Genomic DNA, 18190 nt, shown 5'->3' on the forward strand with positions numbered 1-18190 from the left:
CTCACTCCTTTTTTCCGCCGTGTTCTGGATATGGAATCGATCCTTCGTCTTTGACAACATTGTTGACAATAACGCGATAATACGCCGTCTCCCCGTATGGAATTTCAAACTCTACGATCTCCGTGACCGGCCCTGTCAGCCGGTACGTTTTATATGGCGTTGTCATGTTATGGTTCGCATCTTGAATGTAAAGCTGGGCTTCCACCACTTGTCCGTTTTCCGCCGGCTCGTATGGGATGACGATTTCTTTGATGACCGTTTTGGATGGTTTCGGCTCCGGGCCGCGGGAAATGACGACCGTAACAGTCTCGCCTTTTTCCACCTGCTCATTGGCTGCCGGAGTTTGCGAGATGACAAGCCCTTTCGGCACTTCATCGGAATACTCGTGCTTCACTTCAATGCGTAGCCCTTGGTCTTCGCCGTAGTCGCGCACACTTTTTTCCGTATAGCCGCTCAAGTCTTTGAGCGTTACGGTTTCCGGACCGAGGCTGACCGTGAACATCACTTCCGTTTCGCTCGGCACGACTTTATCGCCGGCGTACGGATATTGATCCAAAATCGTCCCTTCCGGCTTATCGCTATGGCGGCCGTTGCGCGTAATGCGAGTGAACCCTTCCGCGCGCAGCTCCTCCTCGGCGGCCGAAATATCGTCGCCGATAAAGCTTGGAAACTCGATTTTCTTTTTGCCGGCGCTCTTATAGATGACAATGCCGGCCCCTTGCTTCACCGTCATTCCGGCTTCCGGGTCGGTGCGCACGACTTTTCCTTCTTCTATTGCATCATCTTCGACATCGATCGTGTCTTTGATTTCCAAGCCGAGCGCCGACAACTGTTCAACAGCTTCATCATAGTCTTTATTGACGACATCCGGCACCGTCACTTCCTTTGGAAAGAACACGTCCGGAATCCATGTGAGCGCGCTCACGCCGGCCGCTCCAAGCAATAGGATGACGGCGGCAAGCCAGGCGATCCAGACCCGCTTCCGTTTCGGCTTCGCCTTTGGCTCGTCATCCGCTTTGGCCGGCTCGTTCGCCTTTTCCTCATAGACAAGCGTCTCCGGCTCAAGCGCGGCGCTTTCCGGATGTTTTATGATCGGGATGGCCTTCGTCGCTTCATCGCCGTCATCCGGGATCGTGAATTTGGCCTCGTTGCGCCGCCTCGGGTCCAGCGCCGTCCGGATGTCCTCGTTCATGGCGCGCGCCGATTCATAGCGGTAAAACGGATCTTTCGCCGTCGCTTTTAAAATAATATTTTCGACGCTTTGCGGAATGTCGGGATTCCACGCCTTGGGCGACGGCGTTTCCGCCTGCAAATGCTTCAGCACGATCGAAACGGCCGATTCGCCGGAAAACGGCAGCCGGCCGGTGACAAGCTCAAACATGACGATGCCAAGCGAATAAATGTCCGACTTTTCAGTGGCAATGCCGCCGCGCGCCTGCTCCGGCGACAAATAATGAACCGAACCGAGCACCGAGTTCGTCTGTGTAATCGTCGTTCCACTCATCGCCACCGCGATGCCGAAGTCGGTCACTTTCACATTGCCGTGCTCATCAAGCAAAATGTTTTGCGGTTTAATGTCGCGGTGGATAATACCGTTCTCATGGGCATGGGCGATGGCCGACGTCAGTTGGTCCATGATGCAAAGCGCCCGCTTGACCGGAAGCGGGGCATGCTGCTGAATGTACTGTTTCAGCGTCGAACCGCGCACATACTCCATCACGATATAATAAAGGCCTTCTTCCTCGCCGACGTCGTAAATCGGCACAATATGCTCATGATTTAAGCTCGTCGCCGCCTGCGCTTCGCGGCGGAACCGTTTAATAAACCGGTCGTCGTTGGCAAAATCAAGGCGGAGCACTTTCACGGCGACATCGCGCTCCAAAATGATGTCGCGGGCCAAATAGACATTCGCCATGCCGCCGCCGCCGATCAGGCTGATGATTTTGTAGCGGTCGTTCAATCGCTTTCCGATAAGCACGCCGATCACCCACCTTCACGTTCCACTGAAAAATCAACGACTGCAAGCGAAATGTTGTCTTCTCCGCCCCGCCCGTTCGCCAATTCGATGAGCGCCTGCGCTTTTTCTTCAAGCGCGCCGGCACCGGTCAAAATTTGCACGATGTCTGCCTCGGGCACTTTGTTTGATAATCCGTCCGAGCATAGCAGGAGCATATCGCCGTCATCGATGGAAACGGTTTTGATATCGACCTTCACGGCCGGTTCGGTGCCAAGCGCCCGCAAAAGCACGTTTTTGCGTGGATGGTGTTCGGCGTCCTCTTTGGAAATTTGCCCGCTTTTGACCAGCTCATTGACAAGAGAATGGTCATCGGTCAACTGTTGAATTCCGTTTTGGTTCAATAAGTAGCAGCGGCTGTCGCCAATATGCGCGATGGTGGCAAACGGCCCAGCGCAAATGGCGCCGACGACCGTCGTTCCCATCCCTTGGCATTCCGGATGGGAGAGGGCGTAGCGAAACAGCCGCTCATTGGCGGCTGCGATCTGCACTTTCAGCCACTGCTCCGCCTCAGCCGGCGAGGAAATGCACGGCGCTTGCTCCCATTGCTCTTGCAAGTGCGCCACCGCCATCGCGCTCGCCACATCGCCGGCGCGGTGACCGCCCATTCCATCGGCGACAACCGCGAAATATTGGCCGCTTTCGTTGACAAATACACCGCCGTTGTCTTCGTTATGCTCGCGAATTTGGCCGATATCAGTTCGGAAAACGGCTCGCATCCGATTCACCTCGTCTCTTCTTTCCGCTCCTTCGCGCGAAGCTGTCCGCAGGCGGCATCGATGTCGTGTCCGTGTTCGCGGCGAATGGTGACGTTGATTCCATGTTTTTTCAGCGCCCGTTCAAAGGCAAAAATTTGGTTGCGCGGCGTGCGCACATAATTTCGCTCCGGCACATAGTTGACCGGAATCAAATTTACATGGCATTTCAGCCCTTTAAGCAGCTCGGCCAGCTGCTCGGCATGCTCAAGTTGGTCATTCACTCCGCCGAACAATCCGTACTCGAACGTCACGCGCCGTCCAGTTTTTTCAATGTAGTATCGGACCGCCTCCATGAGCTTCGGCAGCGGATACGCCTTATTAATCGGCATCAGCTTCGTCCGCAGCTCGTTCGTCGGTGCATGCAGCGAAATGGCGAAATTGATTTGCATGCCTTCGTCAGCAAATTGATAGATTTTCGGAATAATCCCGCTCGTTGACACGGTGATATGGCGGGCGCCGATGTTCAACCCTTTCGGATGGTTGACGATGCGCAAAAATTTGATGAGCGCATCGTAATTGTCAAACGGCTCGCCAATGCCCATCACGACGATGCTGCTGACGCGCTCATTGGTCTCATCGAGCGCCTTTTGCACGTGTACAACTTGAGCGACGATTTCGCCCGCTTCCAAATGACGCTTCAGCCCACCGAGCGTCGAGGCACAAAACGTGCAGCCGATGCGGCAGCCGACTTGGGTCGTCACGCACACCGAATTGCCGTAGTTATGACGCATGAGCACGGTCTCGATCGAATAGCCGTCATGGAGCTCAAACAAAAACTTGATCGTCCCATCTTTGGACGTTTGCTTGACAATCGTTTTGAGCGTCGTGATCGAAAACGACGCCGCGAGCTGTTCGCGCAGCCGTTTCGGCAAGTTCGTCATCTCGGCAAAATCGGTGACGCGCTTTTCATACAGCCATTCGTAAATTTGTGTGGCGCGAAACGGCTTTTCGCCTTGAGCAGCAAGCCATTCTTTCCACTCGTCAAGCGTGAGCGAATAAACAGACGGCAACGATGGCGGTTGCCCGCCGCTGGAGGCCCGGCGGACAGCGGTCTGGACGATTTCCACTCCATTTACACCTTCTTTCGTAGTAATGCGATAAAAAACCCGTCGGAATCAAAATAATGCGGCAACAGCTGCAGCATTCCGCTTCGCACGCGCGGCCGCACCGGCTCTGGCATCCGCTCGGCGAGACGGTCGTCAAGGGAAAAATCCGGATGGTCGGCCAAAAAACGGGCGATCGCGTCTTCATTCTCTTCGCGCTCGATGGTGCACGTGCTGTAAACAAGCACGCCCCCTTTTTTCAACAGCGGCGCGGCCGCCCGCAAAATGGCTTGCTGCACCGCAACGAGCGAGGCGACGTCGTCTTTCCCTTTCGTGTATTTGATCTCCGGCTTGCGGCGAATGACGCCGAATCCGGTGCACGGCGCATCGACCAAAATGCGGTCAAACGACTCAGGGGCAAACCGCTCGCCGAGCCGGCGGCTGTCAAGGGCGAGGGGGGTGATGCAGCGAAACCCAAGCCTTTGCGCCTGCTGCTCAATGAGCTTCACTTTATGCTCATGAACATCGACGGCGACCACTTCACCGCGACCGCCCATCCGCTCGGCGATATGGGTCGTCTTCCCCCCGGGCGCCGCGCAGCAGTCAAGCACCCGCTCGCCGGGAGCCGGATCAAGCGCCCGGGCGACAAGCATCGAGCTTTCATCTTGGATCGTCAGCAAACCGGCGCGAAACGCTTGCGTATGCGCCAAATTTCCTTTTTCCGCGCGGACAGCCTCCGGCGCGAGATGACCGGGAGCAGCTGCCATGCCTTCAGCACGCAGCCGGTCAAGCGCTTCCTCCACCGTCGCACGCAGCCGGTTGACGCGGGCTGTTGACTGCGGCGGGCGCAAATTCGTCTCGCACATGCGCGCCGTTTCCTCAAAACCGTATTGGCCGATCCAGCGCCGGACAAGCCATTCCGGATGGCTGGTGGCGACGGCGAGCCGTTTTCCGGAGTCGTGAATCGCCTCAAGCGAAGGCAGACCCTCACGGCCGATCGTGCGCAAAACGCCGTTGACAAGCGAGGCGATGCCGCGATGGCCGCGCCGCTTGGCGATCTCGACCGCTTCAAAAATGGCGGCGTGATCCGGGACGCGGTCCAAATACACCATTTGGTACAGCGTCAACCGGAGCAGCATGCGCACCCACGGCTCCAGCCGGCGCGCCTTTCGCAAAAACGGAGCTAAATAGTAGTCAAGCGTATCACGCCGCTGCACCGTGCCGTAGACGATCTCCGTCAGCAACGCCGCATCGCGCCCGTCAAGCCGGCCTTTGCGAATCGCTTCATTGAGCTCCAGATGGCTGTAGGCTCCTTGTTGTTCAATTGCCAACAATGTCTCCAACGCAAGTTCACGTACGTTCATGATCCTCTCCTAGCTTCATGCCGACCGAAAGACGGCTGCCGGCGCCGCGCAAAAACTCGCCGGCGGCCATCCGCTTTTTGCCGGCCGGCTGCAATTCGGTGATGCGAATGGCTGTCTCATTGCCGGTGGCCACGACAATGCCGTTTTCCTCGAGCGCCACAATCGTGCCCGGCGGCGCCGCTTCTGGTGTCGGCACTTTTTCTCCCCACCAAACTTTCCAAACGTTCCCGCTGTGTGTCGTATACGCAACCGGCCACGGATGGAAGGCGCGAATATGGTTGTAAATGGCTTCGCCAGGCTGCGTCCAGTCGATCCGCTCCTGCTCGCGGCGAATGTTCGGCGCATACGTCGCTTTCTCCTCATCTTGCGGAACAGGCGCAATGTTTCCTTCCAATAAAAGCGGAAGCGTTTCTGATAATAGTTTAGCCCCGGCGGCGCTCAATTTATCATGGAGCGTGCCGACCGTGTCCGTTTCAGCAATCGGCACCTCGACTTGCGCCAACATATCGCCGGCATCCAGCTTCTCGACCATATACATGATCGTGACGCCCGTTTTCGTTTTTCCTTGCCAGATGGCATAATGGATCGGCGCCCCGCCGCGCAGCTCGGGCAGAAGCGAGGCATGGACATTGATGCAGCCGTATTTCGGCGCTTCCAGCAGCGCTTTCGGCAAAATTTGCCCGAACGCCGCCGTCACAATCAAATCAGGCGCAAACGCCAACACTTGTTCGTATTGCTCCGGCTCGCGAATTTTTGTCGGCTGCAGCACCGGGATGCCGCGGCGCTCCGCTTCCACTTTCACCGGGGGTGGCACGAGCTGGCGCTTCCGCCCTTTTGGCTTATCCGGCTGGGTGACAACCGCCGAAACATGATAACCGTCGTCAAGAAGCTGCCGCAAAATCGGCACGGAAAAATCAGGAGTCCCCATAAACACAATGTTCGTCATCGGCATCTATCCTTCCAATTCCTCAAGATCACAGTAACGGATCACTTTTGATGTAAACAGCACACCGTGCAAATGGTCGATTTCATGCTGCAACGCGCGCGCCAAAAAACCGGCGGCCGAAAGCGTAAACGAACGGCCGCGCCGGTTTTGCGCCCGCACGTTCACAAATTTCGCGCGCGGCACTTCGCCAAACAGGCCGGGAAAGCTCAAACAGCCTTCCACATCGACCTCTTCGCCGCGCGCCTCGAGGATAACTGGGTTGATGAGCTCAATCCGGCCGTGTTCATCGCCGACGTCAATGACGGCGATCTGCTTGGCGATGCCGACTTGCGGGGCGGCCAAGCCGACCCCGTCAGCGGCAAGCATCGTATCGTACATGTCGTCAAGCAGCCGGGCAAGCTCGCGGTCAAACGTTGTCACCGGGGCGCACGGCTGCTCCAAAATCGGGGCGGGATATGTGACAATCGGCAATATTGGCAACGTCATTTCCTCCATTTTCACATCATCATATACGGGTTCGTATCGACGGTGATGGCCGCTCCGCCATGGGCGGCATCGGCTTGGTAGCGGTCGATGACCACTTTGAGCGCCGCCGTTACATTCGGTTCCCGTTTGTATTTTATCATGCACTGGTAACGATATCTATCGTGAAGGCGGGCGATCGGCGAGGCGACCGGACCGAGAACGACCGCCTCGTTTGACAGCTGTTTGCGCATGTAGGCGGCGATTTTTTCCGCCGTCTTGGCGGCAACCGGCGCTTCCTGGTGGGCGACCGTGATGAGCGTCAAGTAGTAGTACGGCGGATAACCGTGCGCTTTGCGCAGCATCATCTCCCGCCGATAAAAGGCGCGATAGTCATGGCGGGCGGCAAGCTCGATGCTGTAATGGTCGGGCGTGTACGTCTGAATGACGACTTCACCCGGCAGCTCATGCCGTCCGGCGCGCCCGCTCACTTGTGTCAGCAACTGAAACGTTTTTTCCGCGGCGCGGAAATCGGGCAAATGCAGCATCGTGTCAGCCGCCAGCACGCCGACGAGCGTGACGTTTGGAAAATCGAGCCCTTTGGCAATCATTTGCGTGCCGAGCAAAATATCGGCTTCCTTGGCAGCAAAACTGGAAAGCAGCTCTTCATGCGCCCCTTTGCGGCCGGTCGTGTCGACATCCATGCGGATGACGCGCGCTTTCGGCAGCAACCTCGTCAGTTCTTCTTCCACTTTTTGCGTGCCAGTGCCAAAAAAGCGGATGTGTTCGCTTCCGCACGACGGACAGCGGGGGGCAAGCGGCTCTTCATGCCCGCAATAATGGCATTTCATCCGTTCGCCGGCGCGATGGTACGTAAGCGAGATGTCGCAATGCGGACAACGGATGACGTAGCCGCAGCCGCGGCACATGACAAACGTTGAATAGCCGCGCCGGTTTAAAAACAGCACCGCCTGCTCGCCGCGTTCGAGCCGCTGTCGCAACCCGTCAAGCAGCCGGCGTGAAAACATGGAGCGGTTGCCGCTGCGCAGTTCCTCGCGCATATCGACGACATGGACCGACGGCAAACCTTGGCGGCTGACGCGCTCCGGCAGCTCAAGCAGCTCGTACACCCCTTTGGCGGCGCGGGCGAACGTCTCAAGCGAGGGGGTGGCGCTGCCAAGCACGACCGGGCAGCTGTGACGTCGGGCGCGGTAAATGGCGACATCGCGCGCGTGGTAGCGCGGCATTTCTTCTTGCTTATAGCTCGTCTCATGTTCTTCGTCGATGATGATCATCCCTAAGTTTTCAAACGGGGCAAACACGGCTGAGCGCGCACCGACGACAAGCTGCACTTCTTTCCGGTGAATTTTCCGCCATTCGTCGTATTTTTCCCCGATGGACAGCCCGCTGTGGAGCACTGCCACCTTCGGACCGAACCGCCCCTTAAACCGCTCGACCATTTGCGGCGTCAGTGAAATTTCCGGGACAAGGACGATCGCCTCTTTCCCTTGGCGCAGCACTTCGTCGATCGCCTGCATGTACACTTCCGTCTTCCCGCTCCCGGTGACGCCGTAAAGCAAAAACGTGCGGTGCTCTCCGGCGCGCACCGAAGCGGCGATTTTCGCCAACGCCGCTTCTTGTGCCGGAGTGAGCGCCGGCGGCTCACTCGGCTGAAACGTGCGATGTTCGTACGGGTCGCGGTACACCTCGACATCGTTCAGCACCACCAATCCTTTGTCGACGAGCGCTTTCAGCGGCGCTGAGGAAACGCCAAGCGCCGCTTGCAGCTCGGCAACCGGCACCGCTTCCCCTTTTTCAAGCAAAAACGAAAGCACGTCCTTTTGCCTTGAAGGCAGCGCCGCCAGCGCGTCGTTTGCCTGTTTGTCCGGAACGGCCAAACGCGCATGCTTCACCGTTTTCTTGCCTGCTTTTTCTTTCACTTCGTAAACGGCTTCAAGCACACCTTGCTGCACCGCTTTTTGCGCCGCCCGCCATAAGCTGGCGGCTTCAATGTCTTTCCAAGCCACTTCCATTTGATGGACAAACAGCGGCTTTAGGTCGTCCGGCAATGCTTCCCGATTTCGTTCATCCGTCAAGCGGAGCGTTTTTTCATATTTCGCCCGCATCGCCGCCGGCAGCATCGCCTGGTACGCCGAGATGGCGAAACAGAGCGTCGTTTCCGTTAAATAGCGGCCAAGATCCAGCAGCTCTTCGTTTAACACCGGCACGACATCAAGCACATGCTCAATCGGTTTCAGCTGCTTGATGTCGGAATGGTCTTTCACCTCGACGACAAACCCTTGCAAACGCCGCGCCCCAAACGGCACCGTCACCCGCATGCCCGGCTGGATGACGCCTTGCCAGCGCTCCGGGATCGCATAATCGAACGGGCGGTCTGTCTGCCGGGACGGAACATCGACAATCACGGAGGCGACTTTCATCGAATCCCCTCGATATAGGCGTGTATTTCTTTTAAAATTTCCTCGGCCGCCTCGCGTTTTGTCATGAGCGGCAGCGGCCGAACGACGCCGTCGCGGCGGAAGATGGTGACGATGTTCGTATCGCCGGCAAACCCTGCGCCTTCTTCGGTGACATTGTTGGCGACGACCATATCGAGCCGCTTTTCTTCCAGTTTTTTTAACGCATACTGCTCAAGGTTGTCCGTCTCAGCGGCAAATCCAACCAAAATCTGCCCCGTTTTCCGCTCGCCAAGCACCTTCAAAATATCGACCGTCCGCTCCATCTCGACGACATAACCGCCCGATTGCTTTTTAATTTTGGAAGCTGCGACATATTTCGGCCGATAATCGGCGACCGCCGCCGCTTTGATCACGATGTCCGTTTCCGCAAAGCGAGACAAAACCGCTTCATACATTTCTTCCGCCGATTCAACCGCCACCGTCTCGACGCCATCGGGCGATGGGAGCGCCGTCGGTCCGGAGACGAGCGTCACCGAAGCGCCGAAGCGGGCCGCCGCTTCGGCGATGGCGTAGCCCATTTTTCCGCTCGAATAGTTAGAGAAATAGCGGACTGGGTCGAGCTTCTCCCGCGTCGGCCCGGCGGTGACAAGAATGCGCTTCCCGCGAAACAGCGGCGGATCGCCGGCAAAAAACCGCTCGATATGGGCAATGATGTTCTCCGGTTCCTCGAGACGCCCTTTGCCGATGTAGCCGCACGCCAAGTAGCCTTCCGACGGTTCGATGAACCGGTAGCCGAACTCACAGAGCCGCTCCATGTTCGCCCGAACGGCCGGATGCTCGTACATATGAACGTTCATCGCCGGAGCGATCCAGACGGGCGCTTTCGTCGCCAAAATCGTCGTCGTCACCATATTATCGGCGATGCCGGCGGCCAGCTTCGCCATCGTATTGGCCGTCGCCGGCGCAACGAGGACGAGATCCGCCCAGTCCGCCAAATCGATATGGGCGATGACGGCCGGGTTGTTTTCGGCAAATGTATCGACATACACTTCCTGGCGCGACAATGCTTGAAACGTGAGCGGTGTAATGAACTGGCAAGCCCCTTCGGTCATAATGACCTTCACTTCTGCGCCGCGCTGGACGAGCTGGCTGGTGAGCATCGCCGCCTTGTACGCCGCCACCCCCCCGGTCACACAAAGCAAAATATGTTTTCCCTTGATCATGTTGGCCACCCCCCGACATTGAAAAAAATAACAACCTAAAGCTAGGTTGTTATTTTTCCTCTTCCACTAATTCGACCTTGTCACCGGCAATTTCCTCGAGCGCCTGGCCGACAAATTTTTTCGACACCGGCTTTTTCACCATCAGCTCCGCACCGTCCTGCAACTCGCGTGCCCGTTTGGCCACCACCGTGACAAGCTTATACTTGGAGTCCACTTTTTGCATCAGCAAATCGATGGAAGGATACAGCATCGTCATTCCACCCCCAACATCCGTTTATATCGCTCGGCGACGCGTTCGCGCCGGCAATGCTCAGCCGTGACAATCGCCTTGATCCGCTCGCAGGCGAGCTCGACTTCATCATTTTCCACGACATAGTCGTACGCATCCATCATTCCAAGCTCCTCTTTCGCCGCCCGCAGCCGATTTTCAATCAGCTCTTTCGACTCGGTGCCGCGTCCGATGATCCGCTTTTCAAGCTCCGTGAGACTTGGCGGGGCCAAGAAAATGAAGAGCGCCTCTGGAAACGCCCGCCGCACTTTCATCGCTCCTTGCACTTCGATTTCCAAAAACACGTCTTTCCCTTCGGCGAGCGTTTTTTCCACATAATCAATCGGCGTCCCATAATAGTTGCCGACATACTCGGCCCATTCGAGCAGCTTGTTTTCCCGAATCATTTGTTCAAACTGCTCGCGCGTCCGAAAGAAATAGTCGACGCCTTCCACTTCGCCTTCGCGCGGCTTGCGTGTTGTGACGGACACTGAATAATGAAGCTTGATGTCAGGACGCGAAAACAGCGCTTTGCGCACCGTCCCTTTGCCAACGCCGGACGGCCCTGACATAACGATTAACAATCCATGTTCGCTTTTCAACGCCCAAAACCCTACCCTTCCTCGGAGAAATCATCGCTTCCGTACAAGCGGTTCGCCACCGTTTCCGGCTGTACGGACGATAAAATGACGTGATCGCTGTCGGTGATGATGACCGCGCGCGTTCTTCGGCCGTGCGTCGCGTCAACGAGCTTGCCGTTTTCGCGCGCATCTTGGATGATCCGTTTAATCGGCGCCGAATCAGGGTTGACAATCGTAATGATGCGGGTGGCCGACACCATATTTCCATACCCAATGTTAATAAATCTCATCATGACGCGCCCACCTGCCATATGTCATAGTTTTGCCGCCGGCAAGCCGCCTTAAACGGTTTATTCCACGTTTTGCACCTGCTCGCGCATTTTCTCAAGCACGCTTTTCATCTCAACGACTTGCGCGGCGATCAAGCTGTCGTTCGCCTTGGCGCCGATCGTGTTCACTTCGCGGTTCAACTCTTGCACCAAAAAGTCAAGCTTCCTCCCGATCGGTTCGTCCGCCTCAAGGACGTCCGTCATTTGCGCCAAATGGCTGCGGATGCGTTTCAATTCCTCGTGAATGTCCGCCTTTTCCGCAAACACCGCCACTTCTGTGAGCAGCCGCGCTTCATCAACCGGAGAAGGCGCCCATTCGCGCAGGCGGCGCGCAAGCCGCTCGCGGTATTGCTCGACTACAAGCGGCGCCCGCTGCTCAATGACTTCCACCCCAGCTTCGACTTCATGAAGGCGGGCGCGCAAATCCGCGGCCAGCGCCTCCCCTTCGCGCCGGCGCATGGCCACAAGTTCCCTTGCCGCTTCATCGACAGCGGCCAAAAGCAGCGGCTCGACCTGCTCGTTCGCTCCTTCCTCTTCCACCACTTCGACGGCCCCATCAAGCCGAAGCAGCTCGGCCGCCGTCACGCTGCCGTCAATGGCAAATCGCTTTGCGGCTTCCTGCACTCCGGCCCAATACTGGCCAAGCAAATCCCAATCGATATGTACGCTCCGTTTCACAAGCCCTTCTCCGGCGATCGTGACGAACACTTCCACTTTTCCGCGTCGCACGTACGGTGAAATTGCTTTTTTTATTTTATCCTCAAACACGAGCCATTGTCTAGGGAGGCGAATGGAAATTTCACAAAACCGGTGGTTGACCGATTTCATTTCCACCGCCACCGTCAAGCGATCCGTTTTTTTCGTGCTCGCGCCAAAACCAGTCATGCTGTAAACCATGCCATCACATCCGTTGCGTCGTTGATGAAAAAGAAAAGGTCATAGAGCGCTCCTCTATCACCTTTTTTATTATAACATATCCATCCTTTTATTTTCTCGTAAAAAGCGAGCCGGCAAACAAAAAGGTCGGCAAGGCGGACAAACCGATGATGAGCAGCCAATCGACGGCCGCAAGCGGCTTCGTATGGAACACGGCAGCCAGCGGCGGGTAGTAGATCACGACCAGCAGCAACAGCAGCGACACGATCACCGCTGCAACGAGATACATGTTGCCGAACGGACTGCGGTCAAAAACCGAATGGTCGCAACGGCAGTCGAACACATGGATCAATTGGGCCAACACAAGCGTCGCAAACGCCGCTGTCTGGGCGTAAACGAGATCCTCGCCGCTCCGTTCATAGGCGGTCAGAAACGCAGCCAGCGTAACAACGCCGATCAAAAAGCCGCGGCTTACGATTTTCCAGCCGAGCCCGCGGGCGAACACCCCTTCATCGGGACGGCGCGGCGGCCGCTTCATCACGTTTTCTTCTGGTTGGTCGAGCCCGAGCGCCATGGCTGGCAAACCGTCGGTGACAAGATTGACCCATAAAATTTGAATCGGCACGAGCGGCAGCGGCAAGGCAAGCAGCATCGCAAACAACATGACGAGAATTTCCCCAACGTTCGAGGCGAGCAAGTAGCGGATAAACTTGCGAATGTTTTCGTAAATGTTGCGCCCCTCTTCGATCGCGGCCTCAATCGTCGCAAAGTTGTCATCCAACAAAACGAGCGACGCCGCCTCTTTCGCCACTTCCGTCCCCGACCGGCCCATCGCGACGCCAATATCCGCCGCTTTCAATGCCGGCGCGTCGTTCACCCCGTCGCCGGTCATGGCGACAATATGACCGCGGCGCTTAAAGGCGTTGACAATTTTCAGCTTATGCTCCGGGGAGACGCGGGCAAACACATAAATATTATCGACCTCGCGTTCGAGCTCATCGACCGACAGCTTCGACAACGTCGCCCCATCCATCACTTTTCCGCCAGGCGGCAGCACGCCAAGCTGTTGGGCGATGGCGGTGGCTGTCAACACATGGTCGCCGGTGATCATCACCGTTTTCATGCCTGCCTCTTTGCATCGCGCCACCGCCTGCTTCACCTCCGGCCGCGGCGGATCGATCATGCCGGCGACGCCGAGAAACCGAAGCTTCGTCTCCGCCTCCTTCTCCGACTCGATCCGTTCCGTTTCCGCAAGCGGCCGATACGCAATGGCAATCGTGCGCAAGGCGGAAGACGCCATCTGGCGAATCGCCTTCTCAATCGTCTCTTTCCACGCCGGGGTCAGCGCCTGCTCGTGCCCGTTCCATTCCAGACGGTCCGCCCGCTCAAGCAGCACATCGGGCGCCCCTTTCGTCACGACAAACCGACGGCCGTTTCGGTCGCGAATGATGACCGTCATCATTTTCCGCTCGGAATCAAACGGAAACTCCCGCTCGATCGCATACTCACCTAGCAGACTTCGTTTTGTAATCCCCGCCTTCGCTGCCGCGACCAGCAGCGCTCCTTCCGTCGGATCGCCGTCGATGTAGCGCCGGCCGTTTTCCTCTTTCAACTCCGAACTATTGCAAAGCACCCCCATTGTCAATAGGCGAGCGAGCTCGGGAACGCGGTTCGGATCAACCGTCCGGCCGCGTTCAGAAAACTCGCCATCCGTTTCAAGACCAGCGCCGCTTACCGCAAATGTCCGCCCGCCTGCCCATACTTGCGTGACGGTCATCATGTTTTCCGTCATCGTCCCCGTTTTGTCGGAACAAATGACCGAAGCACAGCCGAGCGTTTCCACCGCCGGAAGCTTGCGGACGATGGCGTTCCGTTTGATCATCCGCTGCACGCCAAGCGCCAAGACGACCGTCACAATGGCCGGCAACCCCTCCGGAATGGCGGCGACCGCGAGCGACACACCAGCCAAAAACATTTCATACAGGTCGTGCCCTTGAATGACACCTACGGCCACGACCGCTGCCGTCAGCGCCAATGCGACGAAAAGCAAAATTTTCCCAAGCTGCTCAAGCCGGCGCTGGAGCGGGGTTGCCCCCGCATCCGCCTCTTCGAGCATCGTTGCGATTTGTCCCATCGCTGTTTTCATCCCAGTGGCGATAACAATCCCGACCCCATTCCCCCTTGTCACGAGCGTCCCCATAAACGCCATATTGTGCAAATCGCCGAGCGACGCCTGTTTCGTATGAAGCGGGGCGGCGGATTTGGCCACCGGCACTGATTCGCCCGTCAGCGCCGACTCCTCGATTTCCAGGCCGGCCGCCTCAATCAAGCGGATGTCGGCCCCGACCCGGTCGCCGCTTGCAAGTCTCACCACATCGCCGACAACAAGCTCGCGCGTGGGGACTTTCACCCACTCCCCGCCGCGCAACACAACCGCTTGCGGAGCGGACAACCGTTTTAAGGCGGCAAGCGACTTTTCCGCCCGCCGCTCCTGGATAAACCCGAGAATGGCGTTCATGATCACGATGACGACAATCGCCACCGCATCCACATACTCGCCTAAAAACGCGGAAATCACCGTCGCCAAAAGCAACACAAGCACCATAAAATCTTGAAACTGGCGAAAAAAGACAACGATGGCCGACTCCTTCTTCCCTTCCGCCAGCTCGTTGTACCCGAACTGCCGCAGCCGTTTTTCCGCCTCCGCCGCCGTAAGCCCGGTTTTGATATTCGTCTTCGTCTCGTGCGCGACATCTCTTGCCGCGAGCGTATGCCATTGCATCTGTCTCCCTCCGTCCTTCCATTTTTTCGCACGCCGTTCCCGCTTCTCTATGTTTATTCATACATGTCCCAAAAAATGATAGTCCCCGCCATGATGTTTAGCGACACAAACATAAGGAGTCATGGGGCCCTTTGCCACGCCATCTCCCCCATAAGGGAAAAAATCGTGTCAAAAAAGCGAGCCTCCCCATTTTATGCAACATGTTCGTCGGGCATCTTCGTCCGTCTTCAGGTAATATTCAAAGAAATGTTCAAAACGGCGGGTCGTATGGTAAGATCGAAATAGCAAACAAACGAAATAGAAAGGTGTTTTCTATGTCCTTTGACGGAGTGTTTACGTACGCCATTGTCGGTGAACTCGAAGAGGCGCTTGCGGGCGGGCGGATCACGAAAATCCACCAGCCGTCGGCGTATGAGATCGTGCTGCTTGTGCGCGCCCGGGGCCATAACCATAAAGTGATGCTGTCGGCGCATCCGACGTACGCGCGCGTCCATTTGACAAACGAAACGTACAACAACCCATCCGAGCCGCCGATGTTTTGCATGCGGCTGCGCAAACAGTTGGAAGGAAGCATCATCGAGTCGGTCCGCCAAGCCGATTTCGACCGCATCATCATCATCGATGCAAAAGGCCGCGATGAACTCGGCGATCTGCAGACGAAGCGGCTCATCATCGAAGTGATGGGCCGCCATAGCAACATCATCCTCGTTGATGCATCGACCAACACGATCATCGACAGCTTGAAACATTTGCCGCCGTCGGTCAACCGCTACCGGACGGTGCTTCCCGGGCATCCGTACGTCGCCCCACCGACGCACGGCAAGCTGAACCCGCTTGAGGCGACGGAAGAAATGGTGCTGAAAAAAATCGACTTTCACGCCGGCAAGCTCGCCCATCAGCTTGTTTCCGCCTTCAGCGGCATTTCGCCGCTATTTGCCAATGAGGCGGTGTTCCGCGCTGGACTCGCCAACCGGACGACGCTGCCAAAAAGCTTTCTTTCGCTCATCGATGACGTGCGCGGCCGCCGCTTTGCCCCGATGATGTACACGAACGGGGAAAAAGAATGGTTTTACGTTTTGCCGCTTAAGCACTTAAAAATCGAAGGCCAACCGTTTGCGAGTGCAAGCGAGCTATTGGACCGCTTTTATTTCGGCAAGGCCGAGCGCGACCGCGTCAAGCAGCAAGCCCATGACATCGAGCGGCTCATGGCGAACGAAAAGGCGAAAAACGAGAAAAAGCTCCTAAAGCTCGAACAGACGCTCGAAGAAGCAAAGAAAGCCGACGTTTATCGACTGTACGGCGAACTGCTCACCGCCCATTTGTACGCCGCAAAGCGCGGCATGACGGAAATCGAGGTCGCAAACTACTACGACGAAAACGGAGGCACGGTCACCATTCCGCTCGACCCGCAAAAATCGCCGTCCGAGAACGCGCAACAGTACTTTCAAAAATACCAAAAAGCGAAAAACTCGCTCGCCGTCGTGCAACAACAAATCGAGCGGACGAAAGAAGACATCGCCTATTGCGACACGATTTTAAGCCAGCTCGAAACCGCCTCGCCGAAAGACATCGAGGAAATCCGCGACGAGCTCATCGAACAAGGCTACTTGCGCCCGCGCGCGGCCAAAGGAGCGAAAAAGCGGAAAACCGCCGTCCCTGAGCTCGACCGCTACGTCGCAAGCGACGGCACGGAAATACTCGTCGGCAAAAACAACAAACAAAACGATTATCTCACGACCAGACTCGCCCATAAGGACGATGTTTGGCTGCATGTGAAAAACATCCCTGGCTCGCACGTCGTCATCCGGAGCAAGCAGCCGTCTGACGAGACGCTCCTCGAGGCAGCAAACTTGGCCGCCTACTTCAGCAAAGCCCGCCACTCCGGGTCGGTGCCTGTCGACTACACGCGCATCCGCTATGTAAAAAAACCGAGCGGCGCCAAGCCGGGATTTGTCATTTACGAAAACGAGCAAACGCTCTACGTCACACCGGATGAAGAACTCGTCCGCACCATGAAACAGAGGCAAAAAGAACAAGCGGCGAAACCATCGTAAACGCGCCCCAATGGCCGCCCAACACGGCATCGGGCGATCCGCGCGAACTCCCGCAAACCGAAACGGTCTAGCGCCGCATAAAAGACAGCGGGCTGTCTGTAAGACCAGCTGCATTGGCCTTACGGACAGCCCGCTTTGCAAACTTGTCGAGTCAACCACAAGCCGCCATCGCGAATGCAATTTGTTATCTTCAATCATCGTTGCCGTTTTGGATATGGTATAATAATGAAAAAAGCGAGGGAGATCCGATGAATCCAGAACCATCCAAACTGTATACGTATGCCGATTATATTCAATGGGATGGGCGTTGGGAGCTTATTGATGGAAAAGCTTACAACATGAGCCCTTCACCAACGTGGGAGCATCAGTTTACCGTTATGGAACTATCGTTCGCATTTCGTTCGTACTTTCAAAATAAAGATTGCTACGTTGCCATTGCTCCTTTTGATGTTCGTCTCTCCGAAAACGATGACTACACATATGCAAAACATGTCGTTCAACCCGATATTTCTGTCATTTGCAATCGAAACAACTTAACACCAAACGGCTGTTTAGGCGCACCAACACTCATTGTCGAGGTTCTTTCTCCGTCTACAGCATTAAAAGATCGAAATGAAAAATTTAAACTATACGAACAATTTGGTGTAAAAGAATATTGGATTGTTGACCCTTTGTATAAAACGATTGAAGTATTTGGGTTAGAAGATGGATTTTTTAAAAAAAGAGAAGCGTTTGGGGAAAATGAAACCATCATCTCTTTTCTATTTACCGATTGTTCTCTCGAGGCGAGGCGATTATTTTTTCAATAAAAATATCCGTATTCATAGTTGACGGAAGTGCCGTTTGCTAACAACAGCTGTTTGAAGCGATCCGATAAATCATTGTTCCACTCCAATTCGCTGTGGTTCCTTCAAAGCTGCTATTTACAGCTGGGGTGTAGGTGGAAGAAACCTGTGATTGGCTGCTTCATTAAAGATACACTGAATTTTACGGCCATTCGGAACAGACAAAGTTCGACATGTTTTTCCATTTTCTTGTAGAAGCTTGCATGAGTAAAAGATTTGTCGTCA

General features: G+C 56.0%; 15 protein-coding genes. 2 read left to right on the top strand and 13 right to left on the bottom strand.

The genetic code is table 11. The features are described from left to right. Position 1 precedes the first annotated feature (1 nt). From pknB to NSS88_RS03090, 13 genes are all read right to left on the bottom strand, one after another. Positions 2 to 1978, bottom strand: coding sequence for a Stk1 family PASTA domain-containing Ser/Thr kinase (gene pknB, locus NSS88_RS03030; protein ID WP_328212744.1), 1977 nt, complete (start codon positions 1976 to 1978; stop codon positions 2 to 4). Positions 1979 to 1983: 5 nt separating this feature from the next. Continuing rightward, positions 1984 to 2733: a Stp1/IreP family PP2C-type Ser/Thr phosphatase gene (locus NSS88_RS03035; RefSeq protein ID WP_094239876.1), complete on the bottom strand. Its 750-nt coding sequence runs from the start codon at positions 2731 to 2733 to the stop codon at positions 1984 to 1986. A 5-nt stretch (positions 2734 to 2738) separates the two neighbouring features. Next, positions 2739 to 3839 carry a 23S rRNA (adenine(2503)-C(2))-methyltransferase RlmN gene (rlmN, locus tag NSS88_RS03040; protein ID WP_033011194.1) on the bottom strand — a complete coding sequence of 367 codons (1101 nt, stop codon included), beginning with the start codon at positions 3837 to 3839 and terminating at the stop codon, positions 2739 to 2741. A gap of 5 nt (positions 3840 to 3844) precedes the next feature. Beyond that, positions 3845 to 5179: a 16S rRNA (cytosine(967)-C(5))-methyltransferase RsmB gene (gene rsmB / locus NSS88_RS03045; RefSeq protein WP_328062570.1), complete on the bottom strand. Its 1335-nt coding sequence runs from the start codon at positions 5177 to 5179 to the stop codon at positions 3845 to 3847. Further along, positions 5166 to 6125, bottom strand: a complete 960-nt coding sequence (gene fmt / locus NSS88_RS03050; RefSeq protein WP_328062571.1) for a methionyl-tRNA formyltransferase — start codon at positions 6123 to 6125, stop codon at positions 5166 to 5168. The genes rsmB and fmt overlap by 14 nt, the downstream gene beginning before the upstream one ends. Before the next feature lie 6 nt (positions 6126 to 6131). Then, entirely contained in the window at positions 6132 to 6605 is a 474-nt protein-coding gene (gene def, locus NSS88_RS03055; RefSeq protein ID WP_033016092.1) for a peptide deformylase, read from the bottom strand. Positions 6606 to 6622: 17 nt separating this feature from the next. Further along, positions 6623 to 9028: a primosomal protein N' gene (gene priA / locus NSS88_RS03060; protein WP_328062572.1), complete on the bottom strand. Its 2406-nt coding sequence runs from the start codon at positions 9026 to 9028 to the stop codon at positions 6623 to 6625. Further along, the gene (gene coaBC, locus NSS88_RS03065) at positions 9025 to 10230 is read right to left on the bottom strand and encodes a bifunctional phosphopantothenoylcysteine decarboxylase/phosphopantothenate--cysteine ligase CoaBC (RefSeq protein WP_341082966.1); all 1206 of its coding nucleotides are present in this window, start codon (positions 10228 to 10230) and stop codon (positions 9025 to 9027) included. Before coaBC ends, priA begins: the two co-directional genes overlap by 4 nt. A 49-nt stretch (positions 10231 to 10279) precedes the next feature. Beyond that, positions 10280 to 10480 (bottom strand): DNA-directed RNA polymerase subunit omega, encoded by a 201-nt coding sequence (gene rpoZ, locus NSS88_RS03070; RefSeq protein WP_011230668.1) that lies wholly within the window; start codon positions 10478 to 10480, stop codon positions 10280 to 10282. Positions 10481 to 10482: 2 nt separating this feature from the next. After that, positions 10483 to 11100: a guanylate kinase gene (gmk, locus tag NSS88_RS03075; protein ID WP_328062573.1), complete on the bottom strand. Its 618-nt coding sequence runs from the start codon at positions 11098 to 11100 to the stop codon at positions 10483 to 10485. A gap of 11 nt (positions 11101 to 11111) precedes the next feature. Then, on the bottom strand, positions 11112 to 11390 hold the full coding sequence (remA, locus tag NSS88_RS03080; RefSeq protein WP_328062574.1) for an extracellular matrix/biofilm regulator RemA: 279 nt from the start codon (positions 11388 to 11390) through the stop codon (positions 11112 to 11114). Positions 11391 to 11429: 39 nt separating this feature from the next. Beyond that, entirely contained in the window at positions 11430 to 12305 is an 876-nt protein-coding gene (locus NSS88_RS03085; RefSeq protein ID WP_055358400.1) for a YicC/YloC family endoribonuclease, read from the bottom strand. Positions 12306 to 12393: 88 nt separating this feature from the next. Next, a complete protein-coding gene (locus NSS88_RS03090) occupies positions 12394 to 15066 on the bottom strand; it encodes a calcium-translocating P-type ATPase, SERCA-type (protein WP_055358399.1) in 2673 nt (890 codons plus the stop codon). Between the two features lie 314 nt (positions 15067 to 15380). Here NSS88_RS03090 and NSS88_RS03095 point away from each other — a divergent pair, with 314 nt between their 5' ends. Then, positions 15381 to 17120, top strand: a complete 1740-nt coding sequence (locus NSS88_RS03095) for an Rqc2 family fibronectin-binding protein (protein WP_055358398.1) — start codon at positions 15381 to 15383, stop codon at positions 17118 to 17120. 248 nt (positions 17121 to 17368) lie between these two features. Continuing rightward, the gene (locus NSS88_RS03100; RefSeq protein ID WP_033016078.1) at positions 17369 to 17929 is read left to right on the top strand and encodes a Uma2 family endonuclease; all 561 of its coding nucleotides are present in this window, start codon (positions 17369 to 17371) and stop codon (positions 17927 to 17929) included. Positions 17930 to 18190 lie beyond the last annotated feature (261 nt).

Origin of the sequence: Geobacillus sp. FSL W8-1251 (assembly GCF_038005945.1) — a bacterium.
Lineage (GTDB): Bacteria > Bacillota > Bacilli > Bacillales > Anoxybacillaceae > Geobacillus > Geobacillus stearothermophilus.